This window comes from Halalkalibacter oceani, assembly GCF_040544555.1.
GTDB classification, from domain to species: domain Bacteria; phylum Bacillota; class Bacilli; order Bacillales; family Bacillaceae_D; genus Halalkalibacter; species Halalkalibacter oceani.
In genome coordinates, this window is sequence record NZ_JBEPKD010000011.1 from 64648 (window position 1) to 87786 (window position 23139).

Sequence of the window (23139 nt, forward strand, 5' to 3'; positions counted from 1 at the left end):
GGTAGGCTTTTTCCCTTTGCTCTTCCTCTTAACGTCAACTTCTGTCCCAGCCGCTATTGTATAGGGTCATGAATCGTTACAAGCTTTGTTCCATCCGGGAAGGTAGCCTCGACCTGGATGTGATCCAGCATTTCCGGAATTCCTTCCATAACATCATCGGCGGTCAGCACATGCTTTCCTTCTTTCATTAACGTAGCAACCGATTTCCCTTCTCTTGCTCCTTCAAGAATAAAGCAGCTAAGGATAGCGGCAGCTTCGGGGTAGTTTAGCTTCAGTCCTTTTTCCTTGCGCTGTTTTGCCAGCTCACCTGCCATAAATAGAAACAGTTTTTCTTTTTCGATTGGGTTAAGAATCATGTATGTTTCACCTCACATCTCATGTAAGCTTTTGCTGCTGAATATTCCAAAAGTCATATATGAACTGTAACTTGTAAAAAAAGCGGCTGCAATAATGTTGTTAAATAATCTGACATGGAAGTTGGATAGTAAAAATGACATACAGTTGTTAGATATTCAGCCATTTTGTGAGAAAATGTTCTGTCAGCTTTCCTGACATAAATGCTGTACTTGAGTTAGAAACTTGGTATTATCGGAATTGTTCGAAAAAGATAATAACTGGGAGGTCAAACATGTTACGGAAAAAGAAGTGGTTAGCTGGAGTGGTAGGACTGACAATGCTTGCCTTAACGGCTTGTGGCGGAGGAAGTGATGAGCCGACGACAGGAACTGAGGGCGGCACGGCTTCGGAGGCAGAACCCGGAGAAGAGGTTGAAATTGATGAAAGTGAACAAATTGCTGTAGGAATCCTTCATTCTTTAAGCGGAACAATGGCGATGAGTGAAACGTCCGTAAGGGATGCCGAGCTGTTGGCCATCGAGGAAATTAACGAAGCTGGCGGCGTATTGGGAAAAGAAATCGTCCCGATCATTGAAGATGGTGCCTCAGAGCCTAATATTTTCTCTGAACGCGCGACGAAGCTGTTGCAGCAGGACGGGGTCGATGTCATCTTTGGCGGATGGACGTCAGCGAGCCGAAAAGCGATGCTGCCGGTAGTCGAGGACAACAACGGACTGCTTTTCTATCCGGTTCAATATGAAGGTATGGAAGCTTCTCCGAATATTTTTTATGCAGGAGCAGCACCGAATCAGCAAATTGTGCCGGCGGTTGACTGGCTGCTTGAGAATGAAGGGACAGAGTTCTTCCTATTAGGCTCTGACTATGTGTTCCCGCGTCTGGCGAACCAGATCATTAAAGCGCAGCTTGAAGAAAATGGTGCAACATTAGTTGACGAGCAGTACACGCCGCTCGGTCATACTGATTATAATACAATTATTTCCAGGATCCGTGAGTCTCAGCCGCAAGTTATCTTCAACACATTAAATGGCGACAGTAATGTAGCTTTCTTTAAACAGCTGTCAGATGCCGGAATTACAGCCGATGATGTGACGATTCTTTCTGTCAGTGTAGCCGAAGAAGAAATTCGCGGTATTGGAGCTGACGTTCTGGAAGGTCATTATGCAAGCTGGAATTATTATCAAACTACGGACACACCGGAAAATGAAACATTTGTTGCGAAGTATAAGGAAGCATACGGTGAGGATCGAGTGACGGGCGATCCGATCGAAGCAGGATATTTCATGGTTCATTTATGGGCCCAGGCTGTAGAAGCAGCAGGAACGACTGACGTTGACGCAGTTCGGGAAGCGGCAGCCGGCATTGAGTTTAATGCGCCTGGCGGACCTGTTGTTGTCGATGGCGATAATCAGCATGTTTATAAAACGGTGCGGATTGGTCAAATCGGAGCAGATGGTCAATTTACGGAAGTATGGAATTCCGGAGAGCCGGTTAAACCAGATCCTTATTTAGAAGGGTATGACTGGGCGAGTGAAATCAGCAGCACATTAGCTCAATAGCAAATACATCATGGAGGCAATGCGGCAGCTGCTGCCAGTTCAAAGGAGGCAGCAGCTGCCTGCATATGCTGATTCTGATTGAGGAAAAAAAGGATGTGATTCACGGTGGAAGCACTACTTATCCAGGCGTTTAATGGGATCAGTTTAGGATCGATTTTGTTGCTGATCGCCCTCGGTTTGGCAATAACATTTGGATTAATGAAAGTAATCAATATGGCACATGGGGAACTGATTATGATTGGCGCTTATACGACCTATGTGGTCCAGTCGATCTTTACGCAATACGTCCCTGCGCATTTATTCGATCTTTATTTAGTGTTGGCTATTCCCATCGCTTTTATTGTTGCAGCATTAATCGGAATGTTATTAGAATATACGATCATTCGTCATCTCTATGGCCGACCGCTTGACAGTTTACTGGCGACATTTGGTGTTGGTCTCATTCTTCAGCAAACAGCCCGTTCTATTTTTGGAGCGCCGAACGTCGGTGTCGAGGCGCCGTCGTTTCTTAGAGGCGGAGTGGAGATCATGTCTGTGACATTGCCAGTTTCACGACTTTTTATTATTGCGCTCGTTCTCGTCTGTTTTGCGATTCTATCGTTTTATCTTTATAAAATGAACAATGGTCGAAAGATACGGGCGGTCATGCAAAACCGGCAAATGGCGATGTGTGTCGGGATTTCGACGCGGCGCGTGGATGCGACGACCTTTGCGATCGGCGCCGGTATCGCCGGGATTGCCGGTGCGGCTTTAACGTTAATTGGGCCGATCGGGCCGACGATCGGTACGTACTATATTGTCGATGCCTTTATGGTCGTTGTCGTCGGCGGTGTCGGGATGCTGCTCGGAACGGTCGCCGGTGCAATGGGGATCGGCGTCTTCAATACAGTATTTGAATACTGGACCAATGCTTCAATGGGAAAGGTGCTTATTTTCGCCTTAATTGTCCTGTTCCTGCAATGGCGTCCATCGGGAATGTTTTCATTGCGCACCCGTTCCCTCGATTAAACAGGAGGATACGGGCCGGTGCCTGCTGAGGATATGGAGGCTTACGACCTATCAGCAGGATTGATAGAAGGGAGAACAACATATTATGAAGCTATCAATTGCCAATTATTTGATCAGCCGAAAGTGGCTGTTTCTGATCTTGACGATTATTTTAATCATACTGCCATTTTTTCTGTCAGACTTTCGTGTCAACCTGTTAGGCCGCTATTTGGCATTTGCGATTCTTGTCATTGGACTTGATTTATTATGGGGCTATATGGGGGTACTCAGTCTCGGACACGGGATTTTCTTCGGACTCGGAGCCTATATTATGGCGATCTATTTGACGATGGAATCATCAAACGGTGTACCTGACTTTATGATGTGGAACGGCATTACCGAGCTTCCCTGGTTCTGGGCAGTGCTGCAAAATCCGGCTGTCGCGATTCTCGCCGCTATTTTTGTTCCAATGATACTGGCGACAATCCTTGGATTCTTTACATTCCGCAATCGGATTCAGGACGTCTATTTTACCATTTTGACACAGGCTCTTGTGATGGTTACCGTGACGCTGATTATTAGTCAGCAGGATGTAACAGGCGGAACAAACGGGTTAACAGGTTTCTCGACGATATTTGGCTATTCACTGTCCAACCCGGCGACGCAAAAAGCGCTCTATTATATAACGCTTGCCTGCCTGGTTATCGTTTTTCTCATCTGCACCCGTCTCGTAAACAGCCGCTTTGGGAAGGCGTTAATCGCTATTCGCGACGGGGAGAATCGCCTGCGTTTCTCCGGTTATGATACGTCGATGTTCAAAGTGCTTGTGTTCTCCATCTCGGCTGGAATTGCCGGTTTGGCCGGCATGCTGTTTGTTACGCAAGTCGGCATCATTTCGCCGACGATGATCGGCATTATCCCGTCGATTGAAATGATTTTATGGGTGGCGATCGGTGGACGGGGCACGCTTGTCGGCCCGGTTATTGGAGCGGTTTTAACAAACAGTGCCAAGACGTTTTTCAGTGAGTCGTATCCCGATATTTGGCTTTATTTTCTTGGTGCCGTGTTTGTGATTGTCGTCATTTTCTTACCTGGAGGCCTGATGAGCCTGCTGGACAAATTAAAAAGGAGAGGAAATGCAAATGAAAAACGAACAGTCAACAAAGAAAGCAAAGAAGCGGACTATCCTGCAAGCTGAACATACATCGGTTGCCTTTGGTGGATTTTATGCGATTAACGATTTTTCGATTGAAATCATGGAAGGGGAGCTTCACTTCCTAATCGGGCCGAATGGCGCCGGTAAAACAACCTTTCTTGACGTCGTCTGTGGAAAAACAAAGCAAAGTCAGGGGACGCTGATGTTTAAAGAAAAGCATGACCTGACAAAGTTGAAGGAATTTGAAATTGTCCGCGAAGGGATCGGCCGCAAATTTCAAGCTCCCTCCGTGTTTCCGAATTTAACTGTCTGGGAAAATCTTGAGCTTTCGATGAAGCAGGATAAGCGGCTATTTAGCATTTTAAAGGCGAAGTCAACAAAGGAAGAGAGGGCGCAAATTACGGAAATGCTCGAGCTGATTGGGTTGCTTCCTCATAAAGACGAAATGGCGAGGCTGCTTTCCCACGGCCAGAAGCAATGGCTGGAAATCGGGATGGTGATGATGCAGAAGCCCGATCTTCTGATGCTCGATGAACCGATTGCCGGCATGACGGAGGAGGAGGAAGAGAAGACAGGCGAATTGCTGCTGAAATTAAAGGAGCAGTGCGCGATCATCGTCGTCGAGCATGATATGGAGTTTGTCCGCAAGTATTCAGAAAAGGTGACGGTGATGCATGAAGGGCAGCTGCTTTGCGACGGGCCGATGGAAATCGTCCAGGCAAATGAGCGCGTAATGGAAGTATATCTTGGACGTAAGGGTGAGGCGAAGGATGTTGCAACTACAACAGCTTGAAGTAGCTTATGATGATAGTATCGTCATTCGTGATGTATCGCTTGAAATCAAACAGGGCCAGGTCGTTTGTCTGATGGGACGAAACGGCGTTGGCAAAACGACGATTATCAAAACGATTATGGGCGTTTTGGCGAATCGAAAAGGAACGATCACGTATAAAGGGGAGGATGTTACGAGTAAAAATCCGACCTATCGGGCGAAAAAAGGCTTCGGCTTTGTTCCGCAGGGCAGAGAAATTTTCTCCAATCTGACGGTTTATGAAAACATGCTATTAGGGCTTGAGGCGAGAAGCGACAAGAAGCGGACGATTGATGAAACGATCTATCAGTATTTTCCTGTATTAAAGGAAATGAAGGACCGCCCCGGCGGTGACCTGAGCGGCGGGCAGCAGCAGCAGCTTGCGTTTGCCAGAGCGCTTGTGTCCGAGCCTGAACTGCTGTTGCTTGATGAGCCGACCGAAGGAATCCAGCCGAATATCGTCGAGGATATTCAAAACGTTATCAAGGACATTAAGGAAAACCAAAAGGAAACATCAATCTTGCTCGTTGAGCAAAGCTTCGATTTCGCCAAAAGTGTCGCCGATTACTTCTATATCGTCGACAAAGGAAGAATCGTCTATGAAGGCGAGGAGCTAATTGAAGAAGAGGTCAGCCGGCTGCTCAGTGTATAAGAAAAAAAGCAGGGAGAGCCTGACAGGGGATTGTTCATCACCTGTCGGGTTCACCTGCTTTTTCTTATATAAAAAATCGGAAAATCGTTTACAGGGTGATTCGAAGTGTAGAGCTCGAGACGGACCTATTGGCAATGGATTCACACGCCACAAGCCTGTTTTGAGACCCCCCTCACAACGAAACCTCTGAAAAAGCTGCTGAAAAAGTGAAAATCGTACTTTTTCAGCCCCTTATACTTCAAGCAGCTCTGCGACAATTTCATAGGAGCGCAAACGGTCCTGCTGATCATAGATTTGTGAATTAATGATCATCTCATCAGCTTCGGTTTCAGCAAGGAATTGCTCAAGCTTCTTCTTGACGGTTTCCTTCGTACCGACAAGGGTCGTACGGGAATCGAGCGATTGCGATAAGCTGGCAAGCTCATAGCTGCTGACGACTTCCTCCAAGTTCTCGACCGGAGGCTTCAATGGTGTCGGAGCACCGCGACGCAGGCTCAGGAACTGCTGTTGCTGAGAGGTGGCAAGAAACTGGGCCTTCTCCTCTGTATCGGCGGCAATTACATTAACGCCGACCATCGCATAAGGCTTCTTTAAAATTTCCGAAGGCTTAAAGTTATCGCGATAAAGCCGGAGTGCCGGCAACGTATACTCCGCAGCAAAATGGCTGGCAAAGGCGAACGGCAAGCCTTTATGAGCGGCGAGCTGAGCGCTGAAGCCACTGGAGCCCAGCAGCCAAATCGGAATATCAGCTCCCTCGCCTGGAAACGCGCGCACGCGGGCCGACTCGCCACCGGCAAAATAGCCTTCCAACTCCTCGACAAGCTCAGGAAAATCTTCTCCCCGGCTCTGCAAAGTGCGACGAAGCGCATAAGCTGTCGCCTGATCACTTCCCGGCGCCCGTCCGAGCCCGAGATCAATCCGACCCGGATACATCGCTTCAAGCGTGCCGAACTGCTCGGCGATCATTAGCGGCGCGTGGTTTGGCAGCATAATACCGCCTGAGCCGACGCGAATATGCTTCGTTGCTCCGGCAATATGGCCAATCACGACCGAAGTAGCTGAACTGGCAATACCGGGCATATTATGATGCTCCGCCAGCCAATAGCGGTGAAAGCCCCATTCCTCTGTATGCTGGGCCAGTTCAACGCTGTTTTTAAACGACTGACTCGCGTCGCTGCCTTCCGTAATTGGAGCAAGATCCAAAACGGATAATGGTATATTATGAAAATGTTTAGGGGTAAATGAGGTCAAGGTCTTTTCCTCCTTAGAAATACATCCTTCCTAAAAATGATACGGCTTTTTTTCTGCATCGTCCAATTAAACGGCTTGAGGCAGATGATTCTTTTGTAGCTTGCCCTGTATAAGGAGAATTTAGCGGATATCGGCGAAGAGTGATTTTAGTTTTTGTCATAGGAGGGGGGAATTGGGAGGAACTCGCATGAATGAGATGGGAAAAGCTACCGTTAAGAAAAAGAAAGGGGGTATGATTGGTTTCCCCCGAAAAGATTAGAAAGAAAATAAATGCTTTATGGATCTATTTCTAATATGGGGCGGGATCCTCGGTTATTAATAAAGTGTTCGAATATATTAATGAGAACCGCAGGATTTCCGCACAATTAATGAGGTCGGAAGTTGAATGTGGCGGTTGTACTGAGGATTGCTCATTTTATTTAGTAAGGCATCAAAGGCGGTTTTTCCAATCGTGTCCGGTGGCAAATTGACATTTGTAATCGGCGGCTCAATAATTTCGGAAGCCTCAAAGTCACCAAATCCAATTAATGAAATGTCATCAGGCCATTTCAATGATAAATTCTTTAAGGCGGAAATCGCCCCAATTGTCATCAGGTCACTCTGGATGAATAAAGCAGTTACCTCGGGCTTGCTCTTTAATAGTCGTTCAGTTGCTCTCATTCCACCTTCAACAGTTCCGAAGCCTTGGGCAAAGTAATCCTCCCTATATGGGATACCGGCTAACTGCAGAGCTTCTTTGTAACCGTTGAGGCGGTCAATTGTCGTGGTAACATTCGGAAAGTTATAAACGACCCCTATATGCTTATGTCCGTGAGAGAGCAGATGATTAGTTGCATCAAAGCCGGCCTGGTAGTCATCGGCTGTAACACGGGGGATAGTCTCCAATTTAGGGTCGTAACGGTTGACTAAAACAATCGGAAACTGTTTGTCAATTAATGGTTGGAGGTAATCAATATTATTTGACGTTGGTGATAAAATTAATCCGTCCACCATTTGTGAAGAAGTTAGAAGCTGAATAGACTCCTGCTCATAATCAGCCTGCTCGTTTGTATCGATAAAAAGTAATCTATATCCATACTCTCGTGCTCGCTGACCAACAGCCTTCGTGATGTTCGTGATATAAGAATCTGGAAAACTTGAAACGATTAAAGCGGCTGTTTTTGTATTTTTCTGGCGCAGATTTTGAGCAGAAGAATTAGGCACGTAATTATATTTTTTAATCACATCCATGATTTTTTTGTAAGTTTCCTCTGAGGTAGGTTTTGTTCCATTAATGACTCGAGAGACTGTAGCTACTGAAACATTTGCTTCCTTTGCAATATCTTTCATTGTGACCTTCATTTTTTTGACTCCTTATGGGTAATCGTTTTCATAAAATGCTGGAAGATATCCTAATTAGTGCAATAAACTAATTCTAGTATATATGTATATTCTAACATAACTTTTAATAAAAGTGGTAAATTCAGTGCGAAATCAAGCGAATTTTGAAAAAAATAATTATCTAAAAATTCTTGACTTTATGAAAATAGCAGATTATGATTGTTCCTGAGGAAAACGATTTCCTGAAAAGTGTGTTCTTATAACATCTGCGATTGGGAATGAATTAATTTGATTAAGGAGGCTTGGTTTATTGATCAGCTATTTTTATTTCACTTAATTTAAGCGCTTTCATCATCTGGTTCTTAAAAACAAAATCAAAGAAGGAGTGAATAAGGGTGAAGAAAATTTTTTTCCTGTTGTTGCTTAGCCTTAGTATGATGCTCGTAGGTTGCGGTTCTTCCGAAACAAGTGATGACGCAGAAAGCGCTGCGGAGCAATCTGGTCGAGAAGGAGACTCAAAGGATGTGGGAGGTGAAAGTATTGAATTTGGATTTGGTCATGCGATGGCTCCTGATCACCCAGAGCATTTAGCTGCCATTCGGATGGGAGAAATACTGGATGAGGAAACTGATGGACGGATCAAAGTAAATGTATATCCATCTGCTCAACTGGGTGGATCGCGTGAATTAATGACTGGAGTGCAAAATGGCAGTGTAGAAATGGTAGCAACGTCGACCTTTGGGACGGTAGATCAGCAACAGTTAGTTGTAAATCTTCCTTATTTGTTTGAAGATTTCGATCATATTAACCGCTTTGTTAATAGTGATATTTCCAAGGATTTGCTTGCGAGATTGCAGGATCATAATGTTTATGGTTTAGGTTTTTGGACAGTCGGATTTCGTAATATCGGGAATCGACATCAACCGCTTGAAACTCCAGCAGATTTAGATGGCTTGCTCATTCGTGCGTTTGAGGATGAAATGCTGAAGGACACACTTGAAGCTCTCGGTGCTGATGTAACTGTAATGCCGATTACAGAAGTCTATACTGCTTTGCAAACGGGCGCGATTGATGGAGAAGAAAATCCATACGTTATTACGGCCACTCAGAAGTTTCAAGAGGGTTACGACTACAAAACAGAAACAAGACACTTGAACAACTTTGAAATTGTGGCTGCCAATCTCGATTGGTGGAATGGTTTAGCAGAAGAAGATCAGGAAGTGATTCTCACTGCTTACAGCCAGGCGACGGAGTATTACAATCAGTTGCAACAAGAGGCAGATGAAACGTATAAGCAAGAGCTGATTGATGAAGGATTACAAATAAATGAAATTGAAGATTACCAGCCATGGATTGATGCGGTGCAGCCTGTGTATGAAAAGTGGGAAGGTACTTTTGGTCCTGATTTGATCAACTCTATTAGAGAACTGGGATGGGAGTAAAAATCGTTATACGCGCTGGGACCAGTTGTTCCAAAGGTTAGCAACTTTCTTGGAACATTCCCAGTCAGATTTTAGGGAGGTTTCCAAATGTGGATTAGGTATCTGAGCGGTAAGCTTGATAGCCTTACAAGGATTATCACAATGATTCTACTAGTGATTATGTTTATAAATGTATTTAGTACGGCTGCCTTGCGGTATGTGCTTGGAATTAGCTTTGTCGGTTCCTATGATTTTGCTCGTATCTTTTTTCTGTGGTGCACCTTTTTTGGAGCCTGCATTGTTTTTAAACAAAAGGAGCATTCACGTTTTGAGTTTTTTTACATTAAGACAAACAGAATGATCAGAAGAGCAATCGATCTGCTCTCTAATTTATTGTATGTAGGCTTTTTTTGCATGATTCTAGTTGTCGGGACACGACTGACGGTGTCCATATCCACCCAAGTGCTTCCAGCTTCAGGGGTTTCGGCTATTTGGCTTTATTTGCCGATTGTACTCTCAGCTTTTGTTATGCTAGTTCACGTTTTGAATTTTCTATATGACGATTTTTTCGGACCGAGAAATGAAGAAGAGGACGAAGATGAAGAGGACATGAATCGTCTAAGTAAGGGGATGAAGGCATGACACTCATTTTGGTGATTGTTTTATTTGCTGGTCTATCATTCGTTGGTATGCCACTGGCGTTTTCGCTTGGTATTGCCACTACGATCTCTGTGTTTTTTACAATGGATGTGCCGCTTCATATCATTGTTGAAAGAATGCTGCTTGGGGTGGACTCCTTCCTCTTTCTGGCTGTCCCTTTGTTTATTATGGCCGCAGGCATTATGAATCGGGCAGGAATTACGACAAGAATCTTTTCATTTGCAAGAGCGTTAGTTGGTCAGGTGCCTGGGGCTTTAGGTCATTCAAATGTTTTAGCGAGTATTATTTTTGCTGGGATTTCCGGCTCGGCTGTGGCTGACAGTGCATCATTAGGTAAGGTAGAAATTAAAGCAATGGAGGAACAAGGTTATCCTAAACCGTTTTCTGCAGCTGTAACTTGTGCCTCTTCTACAATTGGGCCTATTTTCCCACCAAGTATTCCGATGGTTATTTTCGGTGGAATTGCCGGTGTCTCTGTTGGTGAGCTTTTCTTGGGTGGTGTTATCCCTGGACTATTGATTGCAGTCTGTCTAATGGTGCTTATATACGTTATATCGGTGAGGGAAAACTATCCGCGCGATGAAAAATTTTCATTTGGACGTGCTGGAAGAACATTTATGTCGGCCTTTTTTCCATTAATGACGCCGGTGCTCATTGTTGGCGGAATTGTAACAGGAGTATTTACTCCTACTGAAGCGGCTGCTTTTACAGTGGTCTATGCGTTTATTTTAGGCTTCTTTATTTATCGTGAGCTGAAGCTATCAATGCTGCCTGAAATTTTTATGGAAACAATTATTACTTCAGCTGTTGTAATGCTCATTATTTCGGTTGCTTCTGCATTCTCTTGGGTACTTACAATGGAACAGCTCGGAAACCTCCTAGCGCAATGGGCTTCTGCTGTTGATAATCCATTACTATTTCTAGTTATTATCAATATTTTCTTGTTGCTGCTTGGAATGGTTATGGAAACGACCGCTGTTTTAATTATCATGACACCATTTTTTGTTCCATTAGCTCAGACGCTAGGTATCGATATGGTTCACTTTGGAGTGATGATGGTCCTCAATTTGATGATTGGCTTGTCAACTCCGCCGTTCGGGTTGGGACTTTTTACAACAAGTAAGATAGCTGATCTTTCCTTAGAGGCAGTAATCAAGTCGATATTACCTTTTATCCCGATTTTGTTAGTGGCATTGATTTTAGTCATCCTATTTCCGACACTTACAACCTGGCTGCCGTCTCTGTTGATGTAAGTGTTCAGAAATAGTCGAAGGGGGTGAGCGAGGAAAGGATTAGATAGCGTATTGAAAAACAAATCAACGATATGGAAGAAAGGAGATAGAAAGAATGTCAAAAACAATTAACCTTACTTTACCGCTTTATCCAGGGATGCCTGTCGGAAATGTTTGGGCTTGGGATGCTCCGTTTCGTCAAGAACCAATTGTAACTTTGGAGAACAATGGCGTCCGGATTGATGCTTTGTCCTTTCACTCCGAAACAGGTACAAGATTAATGATGGCAGCAACGATTGATGATGATGCACCGACAATTGGTGAGATTGAGCTTGATAAATTTGTCAATCGGGAAGCCGTGGTAATCGATATTCCGAAAGGTGCTGAGGAAGAAATCGTGCCGGAGGATATTGACAGGCATGTTGCCAATAACCCTAATTATCGTGTGGGTGATATTGTTCTTATTCGAACGGGTTGGGGAAATAATAAACGGTATGAGAAGTTAGGCGATGATTATGCCATTCAAACGCCTCATTTCAGTGAGGCCGGGTCCATTCGGCTTGCTGAGGTAATGAAGGAGAAGGAAAGTGATACGGTCGCCATTGATGTTGCTTATGTTGGGTCATGTGGTTGGAAGCATATGAAAAAGGAGTGGGTCGACCTCCCCCAATGGCTTCGGCCGCCGTTCCCATCAGAAACAGCAAAGATCTATCTGAGAAATTATACGAAGGATAAGGCCTGGCCTGACTGGGCCGCTTCATGGCCACTTCACGCCCATGGCTATATCATCGCTGCTTTATGCAATCTGGATCAAATTACAAGCAAACGAATTAAACTGACAGCGCTGCCATTAATGGCAAGAGATTGTATAGGGGCACCTGTGACGGTTGTGGCCATTGAGGATTAAAGCTGGATAAAGGAGGGCTTTATCATGATGAAGATGGTTGACTTATCAATGACAGTAACAGACCATTGGCGCTGGAACATTAACCATGAGGTAATAGGTGATTTTAAGGATGGAGATGACTTTAGATCCTCTCGCTTACAAACAAGTGCGCATGCTTTTACTCATGTCGATACACCGTTGCACTGTAAAGAAAATGAGGCAACGATTGAGGAGCTTAGTGTAGATGCTTACAGTGGTGAAGCTGTAATTATCGATTTATCAGCGAAACAAGCGGATGAAGCAATTACTGTGGCTGACTTAGAAAATAGTAGTAGCTTTCAGGATAATGAAAAAATTATTCTATTAAAAACATGCTGGGATGAAAAATATAGTCCTTACAGTCGAGAATATTGGTCAAAAGCGCCATATGTCACAGAGGAAGCAGCCGAGTGGCTAAAAGAGCGTAGCCCAAAGGTAGTTGGCTTCGATTTTCCTCAAGATTACCCAATGAAGTTGATTGATGGTACTGGAAAATTTGGATTAAAGGACATGCCGACTCATCAGCTTCTATTGAACGAGGGAATTCTACTTGTTGAGTATTTATGCGGGCTTTCCCAAATCACAAGTTCCCGCGTGCAGTTTATTTGTTTACCAATCAAACTAAAGGGTTTTGAAGGAGCTCCAGCAAGGGCTATTGTGATCGAGAATAACTAAGAAACTAGGAAAGAAGTGGCTAGGAGGTAGTTTATGAGTTTTGCTGGGAAGACAGCAATTGTAACTGGTGGTGCAAGCGGGATTGGGCTTGAGACAGTGCAACTGTTTGCTGAACAGGGAGCATCTGTCGCGTTAATCGATAGTAACGAAGAAGCGATTAATGAAGCGGTGGAAGCAACGGTTGCTAAGACAGGTAACAAGAATATTATTGCGGTGCAAACGGACGTAGCTAATAGTATGCAAGTTGCGGTGATGGCAGAGCAAGTTCACGCAGCATTTGGACGAATTGATTGCTTAGTAAACTCGGCGGCAATAAGAGCTTCAGGGAATGCGATGACGTTAGAGGAACATATTTGGGATCAAGTGATCAATGTCAATTTGAAGGGCATGTTTTTAACAGCAAAATACTGCTTACCTAAAATGATTGAGGGTGGAGGTGGGGCAATTGTTCATATTTCATCCGTTCAAGCCTTTGCCTCGCAAAAAAATGTCGTTGCTTATACGACCTCAAAAGGGGGCATCAATGCCCTAACAAGAGCGATGGCCATCGATCATGCCGAGGCAGGTGTACGGGTCAACGCGGTATGTCCAGGAACAATTTATACTCCTGCGCTAGTGAAGTCAGCAAGTCGTTTCGACGGAGATGAAACGTTAAAAGCCTGGGGAGAGGATCATCCGATTGGAAGGCTTGGAGAAAGCAGGGAAATTGCTGAATTCGCTGTCTTTCTATGTAGTGAAAAGGCGAGCTTTGCTACAGGAGGCGTTCATACCGTAGATGGCGGTCTGCTTGCTAAGCTGCCTTGCGAATTACCTGAAAAATAAAAGAAAGTCAACATTTAAGGAGGAAGAAAAAATGGGAAAATGGATTGATTTAACTTTACCTTTGTATGATTATATGCCGGTAGGAAACGTGTGGGCGTGGGATGTGCCATTCCAGTCTACTCCGATTACGTCTGATTCATTTAACGGTTATGAACTAACGATGATTACAATGTTTTCTGAGACGGGAACGAGGCTGATGATCCGGGCAATGCAGGATCCAAATGCCCCAAAAGTCCATGAACTGCCTTTGGAAACTCTCATGATGAAAGATGCGGTTGTCGTGGAATTGCCATGTCAAGCCGATGATGAGCTTTTTGCGGCAGATGTTGAGGAAGCGTTCGCCAATGTTACCTTGGAAAAAGGCGATGCGATTATCTTACGTACTGGATGGGGAGATAATGAAAACTGGGTCAAGCTAGGTGATGATTATGCCCGGACAGCGCCACATTTTTCGAAGGAGGCTGCAGAAAAATTGGTAGAGATTATGAAGACAAATGAATCGGAGCTTGTCGGCACGGATATTCCATATTGGGGAGGAGGTAGAAAGTATCAGTTGCCGCAGTGGGCTTCAAAGCCGGCTTGGGAACGCAATCCGTTCCCGTCAGTCGAAGCAAAACGCTTTCTTGCCAATTATTCTCTTGAAAAAGCATATGAGGACTTTCCATCTCCACATATTCTAAATTCAGCCGATGTGATGTATATTGGAGCGATGTGTAATCTCGGGGAAATCAAGCAAACTCGAGTAAAGCTGTCAGTGCTCCCGTTGAAGGTGCAGGGAGCTCGTGGAGCAACATGCAATGTCGTAGCATTTGAAGAATAAGAAGAGAAAACGCAAAAATAAAGAGGATCAAAAAATGAAGAGTCTATCTCATTTAAGATCCTCTTTTTGCTTATACTAATGGTTGAGTATTGTTTTTCAATGGTGAATATATAGAAGTGAGACGACCTAGGACTTCTTCTTTTAGATTAAAAAAACAGGTAAGAAGCTAAACGGCTACTTATCTGTTTCTTTTAGATAGTGAAATACTTTGTCTACACTTACTACGTCTGCATATCGAGCATTTAAATCCATTAAAGTCACGTTTTGGATAGCATTTGAACGATCTGCGACAGCTTCTCTCGGGATAACCACGTTATAACCGTACTGGAGAGCATCTACTGCTGTTGCACGAATACTTCCACTTGTCGTTGTACCAGCTATGATAAGGGTATCTATTTCTTGAGCCTTCAGGAAATCACGAAACAATTCTGAATGGAAATCGCTAATATAGACTAACTTGTTTACAAAGTCATATTTTTTTTGGCTCAAGTCTTGATGAATTTGCACCCAATTACTGTTGGAGTCTAGCAATTGGATATTTGGAAACTTTTTACCCCACAATTCTGAGGCTTTTATTTGCGGATCGTACACGGTAATGCTGAAAATGACAGGGACTCTGAGTTGAGTTGCCAGGTCAATTAGCTTAGAGACAACTTCAATTTGATTATCGAGCTGACACACCAATTGTGAATAGGGCATTGTAAAAGCATTTGTAAGATCACGTATTAAAAGGGCTGGCTTGCTCCCGACCCCCAATTCCCCTGAAAACCCATTATTCGTATAAAGCTTTTGTACTTCATCAAGAGCGTATCGTCTTTGTCCCCCAGGTGTGTAAATGACTCTTAATCCATAACCTTCAACATAACCGTCTTTTTCAAGTCTTCTTAAAGTACTTGGAGAAAGCCCGAGCATTTTTGCTGCTTCAGAAATATTTAATAAATCATCGTACATATGCATCCTCCCATAATGAAGCAGGCTAGCCTCATCATCATTAGAACAGCTTAGTTTAATCATAACACTAGAATTTTAAGATGTATAACTCATTACATTATAGTAGATAAATCGGCTAATTAAAAATCATGTTTGGCAGAAACAGAGATAAGGTTGGTAAATAAGTTATAAGGAGCAACCCTGCAAGAGCCACGATTAAAAACCTCATTATACCAGGTATCATCTCATGTACTTCCAGCCCCATTACACTCTTTCCTACAAATATGTTCAATCCAAAGGGAGGAGTAAAGGTTCCGATTGCTAAATTTAAAACCATGACAATTCCAAGGTGAATCGGATCTATCCCTAACGAAATGGCAGTTGGTAGTACGAGAGGGGCGATAACGATTAAGGCTATTGAAGCATCCAGGAACATTCCAAGTATCAACAAAACAATATTCAAAAATAACAGGAACATTAAGGATGAATTAAAATTGGAATTTAAAAACTCAGCTAATAATTGAGGCCCTTGTCCAACTGTCAACAGCCAACCAAACGCGGAAGCGGCTCCGATTAAAATCATGATTTGCGCTGACATAATTGCTGAGGATTTACAGATTAAGAATAATTTTTTGAGAGTAATTTCGCGATAAACAGCCATTCCGATAAAGATAGCATAGAGAGCTGATACGCCAGCTGCTTCAGTCGGAGTAAAGATACCCATTGAAATACCGACTATAATAATGATAGGGATCCCTAAGGACCATGCTGCATTTTTTGTACTCTGCCACAATACAGGAATATTAAATGGTTCACCTTTAGGAATTTTTTTGATTTTGGATACTGCGTAAATATAGATTAAAATGATTAAACCGAAAATAATTCCTGCTGATAACCCGGCCATAAATAATGAACCGACGGAAGTATTTGTAGCACTAGCATACAAAATAAGCGTGATACTAGGTGGAATAATCAAAGATATAGAGCCTGATTCTAATATTAGTCCGGTCGAAAAGGATTTCGGATATTTCTGCTTTAGCATTTCCGGATACATGATTTTCCCAATGGCAGCTACAGTAGCCGGACTTGAACCGGATAAAGCACCAAAAAACATTGCCGCTGTTTGTACCGTCATGGCCAAGCCGCCATGTAAATAACCTACTAAAGCCTGGGCCCAACGTAAAATCCTTTTTGATAATCCACCTACATCCATTGCATTAGCTGCAAGGATATAAAAAGGTAACGACATTAATACAAACTTATCAATCCCGCCAAATGTCCGTTGAATTAGCACCATTGGGTCTGTGCTGGTGAATAATAACATTGTGATCATCGAAGATAATAATAATGAAATATAAATAGGCGCTCCAACAATTAACAATATAAAAGTAAGTGCGATCAGTAAAGTAATCATTCCAAGCTCCTCCTCAGTTTAGTTTCTTACGACGTCTAAAAATAGCTGTTGACTATAGCGGAAAAACATCAGTAAGCCGGAAAGAGGCAATACAATAAAGATGTAGCTAATTGGAATATTAAGAGAAGGTGATCTCTGGTTGCTTTGAAACGAATGAAGGAAGAACTTAAAGGCAAAGTACGTAAAAAGCAGAGAAAATAAAATTGCAATAAGGGAGAGACAAATTGTTAAAGTCTTTTTAACCCAGCTATTAGTGAGGATATGCATAATGAAATCTACGCTAATGTGCATACCTTGTCTAATGCATACACTGGATCCGACAAACGTGAGCCAGACTATTAAATAGCGCACAAGTTCCTCTGTCCAAGAGATGCCGTATCCAAACATACGTAGAACGACATTGCATAAAATCAAAATAGCGGCTACCAGCATACAAATAGAAATTAAGCCATCTTCAACCCAATTAAGCCATTTCATACATAACCCCTCCTTTTAAATGGATAATAGAAAGCCTTAAGGGCGGGAGTAATAGCCCTTAAGGCTGTTTGTTTATTCCAGTTCTGCGAGTGCCTCCTGAATACTTGTTAGAATGGTTTCTTTTTGTTCAGTATCAATAGCACGTTCATATAATGGTAAAGACTTAGTCTGGAATTCTTGAATACCCTCATCATCTAATGTATTGACTTCCATGCCGCTATCAATTAATTCTTGTAAATTTGATTCATTTAGATCCTGATTCATTTGAGTTGAAAATTCTCGTGCTTCTTTTTCAGCTTCCAATATAAGCTCCTGGATATCGCTATCAAGATTCGTAAACCACTGGTCATTGGCCATCATGACATGAAATTGATAGGCGTGATTGGTAAGTGTTAAATAGTTCTGAACCTCATAATATTTCTGTTTTAAAATGGTGATTAAAGGGTTTTCCTGTGCATCAACAACCCCTTGTTGGAGTGATGTATAAAGCTCTGCAAAATCAATCGGAGTCGGATTGGCTTCCCATGCCTCGTATTGAGCAATCAAGGAGTCTGATGGTATAACACGTATATTTAAATTTTTCAAATTCTCAGGTGATTTGATTGGTTCAATATTACTTGTCATTTGTTTAAATCCACCTGCCCAAAGCCCGAGTCCTTTTAAGTCTGCTGAGGCCATAGTATCCAAAAGTTGCTGACCAGGTTCATTATTCAATACATCCCACATCGTGTCTTCCTCGGTAAATAAGAAAGGTAATTCAAGGATTTGCAGCTCCTCGACAAAACTACCGACTGTTGAAACAGGAGCAATGGACATTTGAATGGACCCCATTTGTGTCATTTCCGTTTGTTCTCTCATTGAACCCAGTTGCTGATTGGGGAAGACCTCAACTGTAATAGTACCCTCGGACTTTTCTTCTAGGAGTTCTTTGAATTTATATGCTCCTTCGGTAACGGTGTGGCCGTCAGGCTCAACGGTAGCTAGTTGAATAACCATTTCCCCGGAGGAATCCTGACTGGGGGGAGTTTCCCCCTCTGTGGTGACTTCTTCGTTATTAGTACCGCAGGCAGAAAGAATCAAAAATAGAAGAGTGAATAGAGAGATATATCTAAATTTTCTATATTTTTTGGACATAATTGTGCCTCCTAATATTTTAATTATCTATTGAAGTTCATATCTTCAAACATCATATTAAAACCTTCAATCATTGAAGTCCTGAGCAAGTGCTTTTTAGCCAGTGCCTCATTATCAGCAAGTTGGCGAAGTTGTTTTTCATGTGTGTCTATATCTTTAATCAACTGCGTGTTCTTGATCGTGTCTCGTTGTACGACCTCTTTGTTAATTTTCATTCGCCTTTCAGCAAATTGTTTAAAATGTTGCTCTGCGTCGCCACCTTGTTTTATTCTTTCAAACTTATCAACAAGTAAATAAGCGTCGTGTATTCCACTATTCATCCCCATTCCACCAAATTCGATATTGACATGGGCAGCATCACCGATTAAAACAACCCGTCCGTCATTCATTCTGTCCGCGACTAATTGATGTGTTTTATAAATTGTTTTGTAATAAATATCAAATCCATCCTTGACGATCCCAATTTCAGTCATTTTATTTCGGATAAACTCATTCGTTATTTCTTCCGTACGGTCATGGGAAATCGGAATAATAACTTTCAGCATATCGGGGTTTGTAATCATGTCGACCCACTCGTCATTATCTAAAAACATAGCTACACCGGCCAAATTGGGGAATCTATTGCTAATTTCATATTCTTTTAACCCCATTAACAAGTGGTAGGCAGGATTAGTATGACCTGTAAAGGATATACCCAGCTTTTCGCGAACAGAGCTCGAAATGCCGTCTGCGGCAACGAGGTAATCAAAGGATTGTTGAGTGATTTTCCCGTCAGTTTCCTTTGTGGTCAGCGTAACGGAATGTGAATCATGGTGAACATCGACTACTTCTGTTTCAAACTTTACCGTAGCCAAAGGAGACTTTTGCAAAGCCTCTAAAAATATTTGGGACAGGAATTGCTGATCAAAATGAAGACGATATGGAAACTTAGTGTAATCTCTAAGAAGATTTAACTGTAACTCTACAATTAGTTCCTCCGTTTTTCGGTTCCAATATTGAATTCGATCAACAACTCTTCCAATTTTTTTAGCTTTTTCAAATAAACCCCATTCATCCAAAATTTCTAAAGTTGGGGGATGGATGGTCGAGGCTTTAGGAAAAGTCGAAATAGAGGATCTTTTTTCTAGTAGTTCTACCTTCAGCCCCTTTCTTACTAATCCAACGCCAAGTGCTAATCCTATAGGGCCTCCCCCTACAATTGCTATTGTGTTCATGAAATTTCCTCCTAAAGGTAATTGTTTTCATAAATATCAGGATGAGAAAGCTGATATTTACGTTGGTTCAAATGATTTGATTAAATCTTATAAATCATTTATAAAGATTACATAAGTTTATAAAAGCTTCCAAACTTAACTATTTCTATTTAGGATTATAGTTTACGATATTTTATTAGTCAATATAATTTGTCAGATAACTTCACATCACTTTCCTTTCAACCGTTCTTTAATCTTCACTAATAGTCATAATGAACAACGATATTTTCAGGAAGAAGAGAAACTAGATAAAAAGGCTTTAGCCCGAAGGCAGTATCAGGCTAAGGCCATTTATAGGATTAATTGTGCCTTATAATCTTAAAATTCTAACAATTTAATTGATTTTAATTACGCTTTCTGACTAACTTAGCTTTAAGGATTTCTATTGGTGTACTGATGAACGATTCTCTGTAATGTTTCTCAGAAGAATAATTGACATCTGGAATTCGACGCAAAGGAACGGAAACTTCAAATTCCCGGTCGAATGGAAAGGGATCGACACTTATCTCACCATTGCCATTGGATTCTACAGATAAAAAGTGGTAATCCCCGTCTTTTGTAAACCGGACAGGACCAAGCTCTACTTTGCTTTTTGCATTTAGATCATTCAAGCAAATAAACAAAGACAACCGATCCATAATTTGAAACAGTTCATAATGTAACCAAATGTTATCTTCGAATTCGCGTCTTGACTGGTTAAAATTCCAAATTTCCTGTTTTATATCAACCCATTTTTTTTCTTGCTCTGAAATGGTTTGATGCATAAAGGGCTTTAATTCGGCCGGTGCTTTGTAAGTAAAAGTAGGATCGTAACCAAAACGACTAGTGTATAATCCAATCCAATGCATTCCTAACAATAAACCAGCATACTTATTCTGTTCTACGATTTGCTGATATCCTTTTCCATAGAAATCCACATGTTGTTTCAGGTCGACATCAAGAAAGTTAACCGGCCGGCTTTTCTCATGATCAAATGGGAGCAGGTCGTCAATTTCTGTCCATCCAACGTCATGATTTCCAATGGCCATCACTACAGCGTCATTCGGATCTGGTTTAGCGACGAAGTCATTTCCCCATCTTTGTGTTATTTCCCCAGCATGAATCATATGCTCATCCTGCCGGACTAAAACTAACTTACCGTTTTGCTTTGAAATTATCATGATCTTTCAACTCCTTCTTTTAAATATGTTTATCCATAAGTAATCATGGAGTCACTTTCGATAGAGAGTTGCACAAGTTTGTTCGGAGGCGACAACTCCACTTCTTTTCCGTCCAAATCGGCCGATGTAATACCACGCGAGTCACAAGAGATTTGAGATAAATAAATTTTGCCGCCACCAGATATAATAGCGTTATAGTAGCTTCGTAATTCCGGACCGAAGCCAAGTATGGTATCTAAGTGCTCATCCTTCAACAAATTAACAGCGGCACCGGCTAAAAACATAGACACTTGATGCCCTTCTTCGATAGCCGTTCTGGCAATCAAGAAGGCACGGTCTGCTTGAGTTGGCGCCTCAATTCCATGGGTTAAATGAATGCATACTTTGCTCATATTCTCCTCCTTACGAATTTTTTGCCGGGGAATTTACTGAATCGATTAATGTCCCAATAATTTCACTTGTTGTCATGACATCTGCATATTTTTGCTCAATATCAAACAGGCTCTGGGTATGGGAAGCTTTTGAACGATCCCCAACAGCATCTTTAACAACTATCGGGCAAAAGCCATGCTGAACAGCATCAACTACTGTCGATTTCACACAACCACTTGTCGTGCAGCCGGTGATCAGAAGTGTATCAACCTTTGCGTTATTAAGTAAGGAGACTAAATCTGTTCCAAAAAAGGATGAGGCGTACTTTTTAACTAATAAATCGTCCTGGGGCTGATAATCCAGCCTTTCATCGACTAAGACAGCTCTTGTGCCTTCTTGGAGTGTATTTAATCCTTCCATTTTGTTTCTCCAGATGTTTCTACTGTCTAAATAACTATTCGAATAAGAAATTGTCGTAAAAATAACAGGTATACTCTGTAATCTGGCAACCTTTATCAGCTCATTAGTATTCTTGATTTCTTTATCTAAATTTGAGCCCATAGGCATGTTTTCATCGGTAAATCCATTAATAAAATCAACAACAATAAGACATAAGCATGTCCCAAATCCTAACTTCTTTCCAAATCCTCTGTTCTCGAAAAATTCCAAATCCTTCTCTGACAATTGATTTCCCTCCCTGTATGCACCCCGCTGTGCTCTTTATTTAATAGTACCGGAAAGTAAGGAACCGGCATTTGGAACAATAGGCGCTACATTTAAATTTGATAATATCTCATAAACAGTCGCGGTTGCTGCTGATAAGACCGGTATTCCTAAAAGATCTTCAGCTTTTTGAACAGAGGGTAAGGATGGCATTTGTACGCAAGCTGAAAGAACGACAGCACCTGCCCCCTTACAATTTAACCGGGCAGCATGATCAATTAAATGAACGGGATCAAGCCTCCCTACTTCCAGATTGTCAGCGACTTCGAGACTAATGGAATCAATAACTTCAATTTCACTTGCTTCTAAATAATCAATAACTTGATTTGTCAAAGGTTTCATGTAGGGGGTAATGATGGATACCTTTTTTGCTTTTAATCTTTTAATTCCAGTAATTAATGCACCCGCACTGCTAACAATCGGAGCTCTCTCAGCATTTTCTTCTACTACCTTTGCCAATCGCTTTTCAGAGATTTGGTGATATCCGGGACCTTGACACATTATGGCGACAAGGCAGGCATAAGCAAGCACATCGCACCGGGCATCGGATAATTCTAGGGCACAACGATCACTATCTATGTCCATTTTTTTTAATTCTTCGGCGTTAACATGTTTCATTCTCATTCGTGCAGAATGAAAGGTAAAAGTCTCTGGGTGCTCCTTCATTCGGTTATGAAGCATGGCAGGTATTTCTGTTTCCATTGTCGTGTTAGAACTGGGCACAATTAAACCGACTCTGAAATTATTACTCATAAATAACATTCCTCCTTAATTAATTAAACTTACCAAACTTATTCAAAGATAAATTTAATTACATTTTATTATCAAAATTTATTATTGTCAATTAATTCTGTCAAAAATGAATATTATCTCTCAAACAATTTTGTTTTTGATAAGGTCAAACGGTTTTCTATAGTGGAAAATGAGGAGATAACTTGTGTCAAAAGATCAATAAAGGTATGCTTAGCAGAACTTTTGAGAGAAGTATTCAGGGAATTTATTTAGAAAGTCAAAACTATTTATTATTCCTTT

General features: G+C 42.0%; 24 protein-coding genes. 12 read left to right on the forward strand and 12 right to left on the reverse strand.

Translation table 11 applies throughout. The annotated features are described in order from the left end of the window. Positions 1–53: 53 nt before the first annotated feature. The gene (gene ureA / locus ABMB67_RS13360; RefSeq protein ID WP_251192649.1) at positions 54–356 is read right to left on the reverse strand and encodes an urease subunit gamma; all 303 of its coding nucleotides are present in this window, start codon (positions 354–356) and stop codon (positions 54–56) included. 272 nt (positions 357–628) lie between these two features. On the opposite strand from ureA, the gene urtA reads away from it, so the two are divergent. The 5 genes from urtA to urtE all read left to right on the forward strand — a co-directional run bounded on the left by urtA (position 629) and on the right by urtE (position 5518). Beyond that, a complete protein-coding gene (gene urtA / locus ABMB67_RS13365) occupies positions 629–1912 on the forward strand; it encodes an urea ABC transporter substrate-binding protein (protein ID WP_251224107.1) in 1284 nt (427 codons plus the stop codon). A 105-nt stretch (positions 1913–2017) separates the two neighbouring features. Continuing rightward, entirely contained in the window at positions 2018–2920 is a 903-nt protein-coding gene (gene urtB / locus ABMB67_RS13370) for an urea ABC transporter permease subunit UrtB (protein WP_354572379.1), read from the forward strand. 85 nt (positions 2921–3005) lie between these two features. Next, complete coding sequence (urtC, locus tag ABMB67_RS13375; RefSeq protein ID WP_251224109.1) at positions 3006–4097, forward strand: urea ABC transporter permease subunit UrtC; 1092 nt, start codon at positions 3006–3008, stop codon at positions 4095–4097. Then, entirely contained in the window at positions 4042–4848 is an 807-nt protein-coding gene (gene urtD, locus ABMB67_RS13380) for an urea ABC transporter ATP-binding protein UrtD (protein ID WP_390188865.1), read from the forward strand. Before urtC ends, urtD begins: the two co-directional genes overlap by 56 nt. Then, complete coding sequence (urtE, locus tag ABMB67_RS13385; RefSeq protein WP_354572381.1) at positions 4826–5518, forward strand: urea ABC transporter ATP-binding subunit UrtE; 693 nt, start codon at positions 4826–4828, stop codon at positions 5516–5518. The genes urtD and urtE overlap by 23 nt, the downstream gene beginning before the upstream one ends. A 231-nt stretch (positions 5519–5749) precedes the next feature. On the opposite strand, the gene ABMB67_RS13390 is transcribed toward urtE, so the two are convergent. Next, positions 5750–6769, reverse strand: coding sequence for an LLM class flavin-dependent oxidoreductase (locus ABMB67_RS13390; protein ID WP_251224112.1), 1020 nt, complete (start codon positions 6767–6769; stop codon positions 5750–5752). A 336-nt stretch (positions 6770–7105) separates the two neighbouring features. Beyond that, the gene (locus tag ABMB67_RS13395) at positions 7106–8110 is read right to left on the reverse strand and encodes a LacI family DNA-binding transcriptional regulator (RefSeq protein WP_251224113.1); all 1005 of its coding nucleotides are present in this window, start codon (positions 8108–8110) and stop codon (positions 7106–7108) included. 374 nt (positions 8111–8484) lie between these two features. Between ABMB67_RS13395 and ABMB67_RS13400 the strand changes: the two genes are divergently transcribed. The 7 genes from ABMB67_RS13400 (at position 8485) to ABMB67_RS13430 (ending at position 14644) form a co-directional block, all read left to right on the forward strand. Beyond that, positions 8485–9531, forward strand: coding sequence for a TRAP transporter substrate-binding protein (locus ABMB67_RS13400; protein WP_251224114.1), 1047 nt, complete (start codon positions 8485–8487; stop codon positions 9529–9531). A gap of 87 nt (positions 9532–9618) precedes the next feature. After that, on the forward strand, positions 9619–10152 hold the full coding sequence (locus ABMB67_RS13405) for a TRAP transporter small permease (protein ID WP_251224115.1): 534 nt from the start codon (positions 9619–9621) through the stop codon (positions 10150–10152). Beyond that, positions 10149–11423: a TRAP transporter large permease gene (locus ABMB67_RS13410; RefSeq protein ID WP_354572382.1), complete on the forward strand. Its 1275-nt coding sequence runs from the start codon at positions 10149–10151 to the stop codon at positions 11421–11423. The genes ABMB67_RS13405 and ABMB67_RS13410 overlap by 4 nt, the downstream gene beginning before the upstream one ends. 94 nt (positions 11424–11517) lie before the next feature. After that, complete coding sequence (locus ABMB67_RS13415) at positions 11518–12309, forward strand: cyclase family protein (RefSeq protein ID WP_354572383.1); 792 nt, start codon at positions 11518–11520, stop codon at positions 12307–12309. A gap of 24 nt (positions 12310–12333) precedes the next feature. Next, positions 12334–13002: a cyclase family protein gene (locus tag ABMB67_RS13420; RefSeq protein ID WP_251224118.1), complete on the forward strand. Its 669-nt coding sequence runs from the start codon at positions 12334–12336 to the stop codon at positions 13000–13002. A 33-nt stretch (positions 13003–13035) separates the two neighbouring features. Continuing rightward, positions 13036–13824 carry an SDR family NAD(P)-dependent oxidoreductase gene (locus tag ABMB67_RS13425; protein WP_251224119.1) on the forward strand — a complete coding sequence of 263 codons (789 nt, stop codon included), beginning with the start codon at positions 13036–13038 and terminating at the stop codon, positions 13822–13824. Between the two features lie 31 nt (positions 13825–13855). Further along, a complete protein-coding gene (locus tag ABMB67_RS13430) occupies positions 13856–14644 on the forward strand; it encodes a cyclase family protein (RefSeq protein WP_251224120.1) in 789 nt (262 codons plus the stop codon). Positions 14645–14818: 174 nt separating this feature from the next. Here ABMB67_RS13430 and ABMB67_RS13435 read toward each other — a convergent pair whose 3' ends face one another. From ABMB67_RS13435 to ABMB67_RS13475, 9 genes are all read right to left on the reverse strand, one after another. Beyond that, complete coding sequence (locus ABMB67_RS13435) at positions 14819–15595, reverse strand: isochorismatase family protein (RefSeq protein ID WP_354572384.1); 777 nt, start codon at positions 15593–15595, stop codon at positions 14819–14821. A gap of 115 nt (positions 15596–15710) precedes the next feature. Continuing rightward, the gene (locus ABMB67_RS13440; protein WP_251224122.1) at positions 15711–16988 is read right to left on the reverse strand and encodes a TRAP transporter large permease; all 1278 of its coding nucleotides are present in this window, start codon (positions 16986–16988) and stop codon (positions 15711–15713) included. A gap of 18 nt (positions 16989–17006) precedes the next feature. Beyond that, the gene (locus ABMB67_RS13445) at positions 17007–17465 is read right to left on the reverse strand and encodes a TRAP transporter small permease (protein ID WP_251224123.1); all 459 of its coding nucleotides are present in this window, start codon (positions 17463–17465) and stop codon (positions 17007–17009) included. Positions 17466–17537: 72 nt separating this feature from the next. Further along, positions 17538–18599, reverse strand: a complete 1062-nt coding sequence (locus tag ABMB67_RS13450; protein ID WP_354572385.1) for a TRAP transporter substrate-binding protein — start codon at positions 18597–18599, stop codon at positions 17538–17540. 23 nt (positions 18600–18622) lie between these two features. Next, on the reverse strand, positions 18623–19813 hold the full coding sequence (locus tag ABMB67_RS13455) for an FAD-dependent oxidoreductase (protein WP_251224125.1): 1191 nt from the start codon (positions 19811–19813) through the stop codon (positions 18623–18625). A 383-nt stretch (positions 19814–20196) separates the two neighbouring features. Beyond that, on the reverse strand, positions 20197–21012 hold the full coding sequence (locus ABMB67_RS13460) for a DUF3891 family protein (protein ID WP_251224126.1): 816 nt from the start codon (positions 21010–21012) through the stop codon (positions 20197–20199). Positions 21013–21041: 29 nt separating this feature from the next. Then, the gene (locus ABMB67_RS13465; RefSeq protein WP_251224127.1) at positions 21042–21404 is read right to left on the reverse strand and encodes a DsrE family protein; all 363 of its coding nucleotides are present in this window, start codon (positions 21402–21404) and stop codon (positions 21042–21044) included. A gap of 10 nt (positions 21405–21414) precedes the next feature. Next, positions 21415–22068 carry an isochorismatase family protein gene (locus tag ABMB67_RS13470; RefSeq protein ID WP_251224128.1) on the reverse strand — a complete coding sequence of 218 codons (654 nt, stop codon included), beginning with the start codon at positions 22066–22068 and terminating at the stop codon, positions 21415–21417. Positions 22069–22104: 36 nt separating this feature from the next. Beyond that, the gene (locus tag ABMB67_RS13475; protein WP_285890521.1) at positions 22105–22860 is read right to left on the reverse strand and encodes a maleate cis-trans isomerase family protein; all 756 of its coding nucleotides are present in this window, start codon (positions 22858–22860) and stop codon (positions 22105–22107) included. Between the last annotated feature and the right edge of the window lie 279 nt (positions 22861–23139).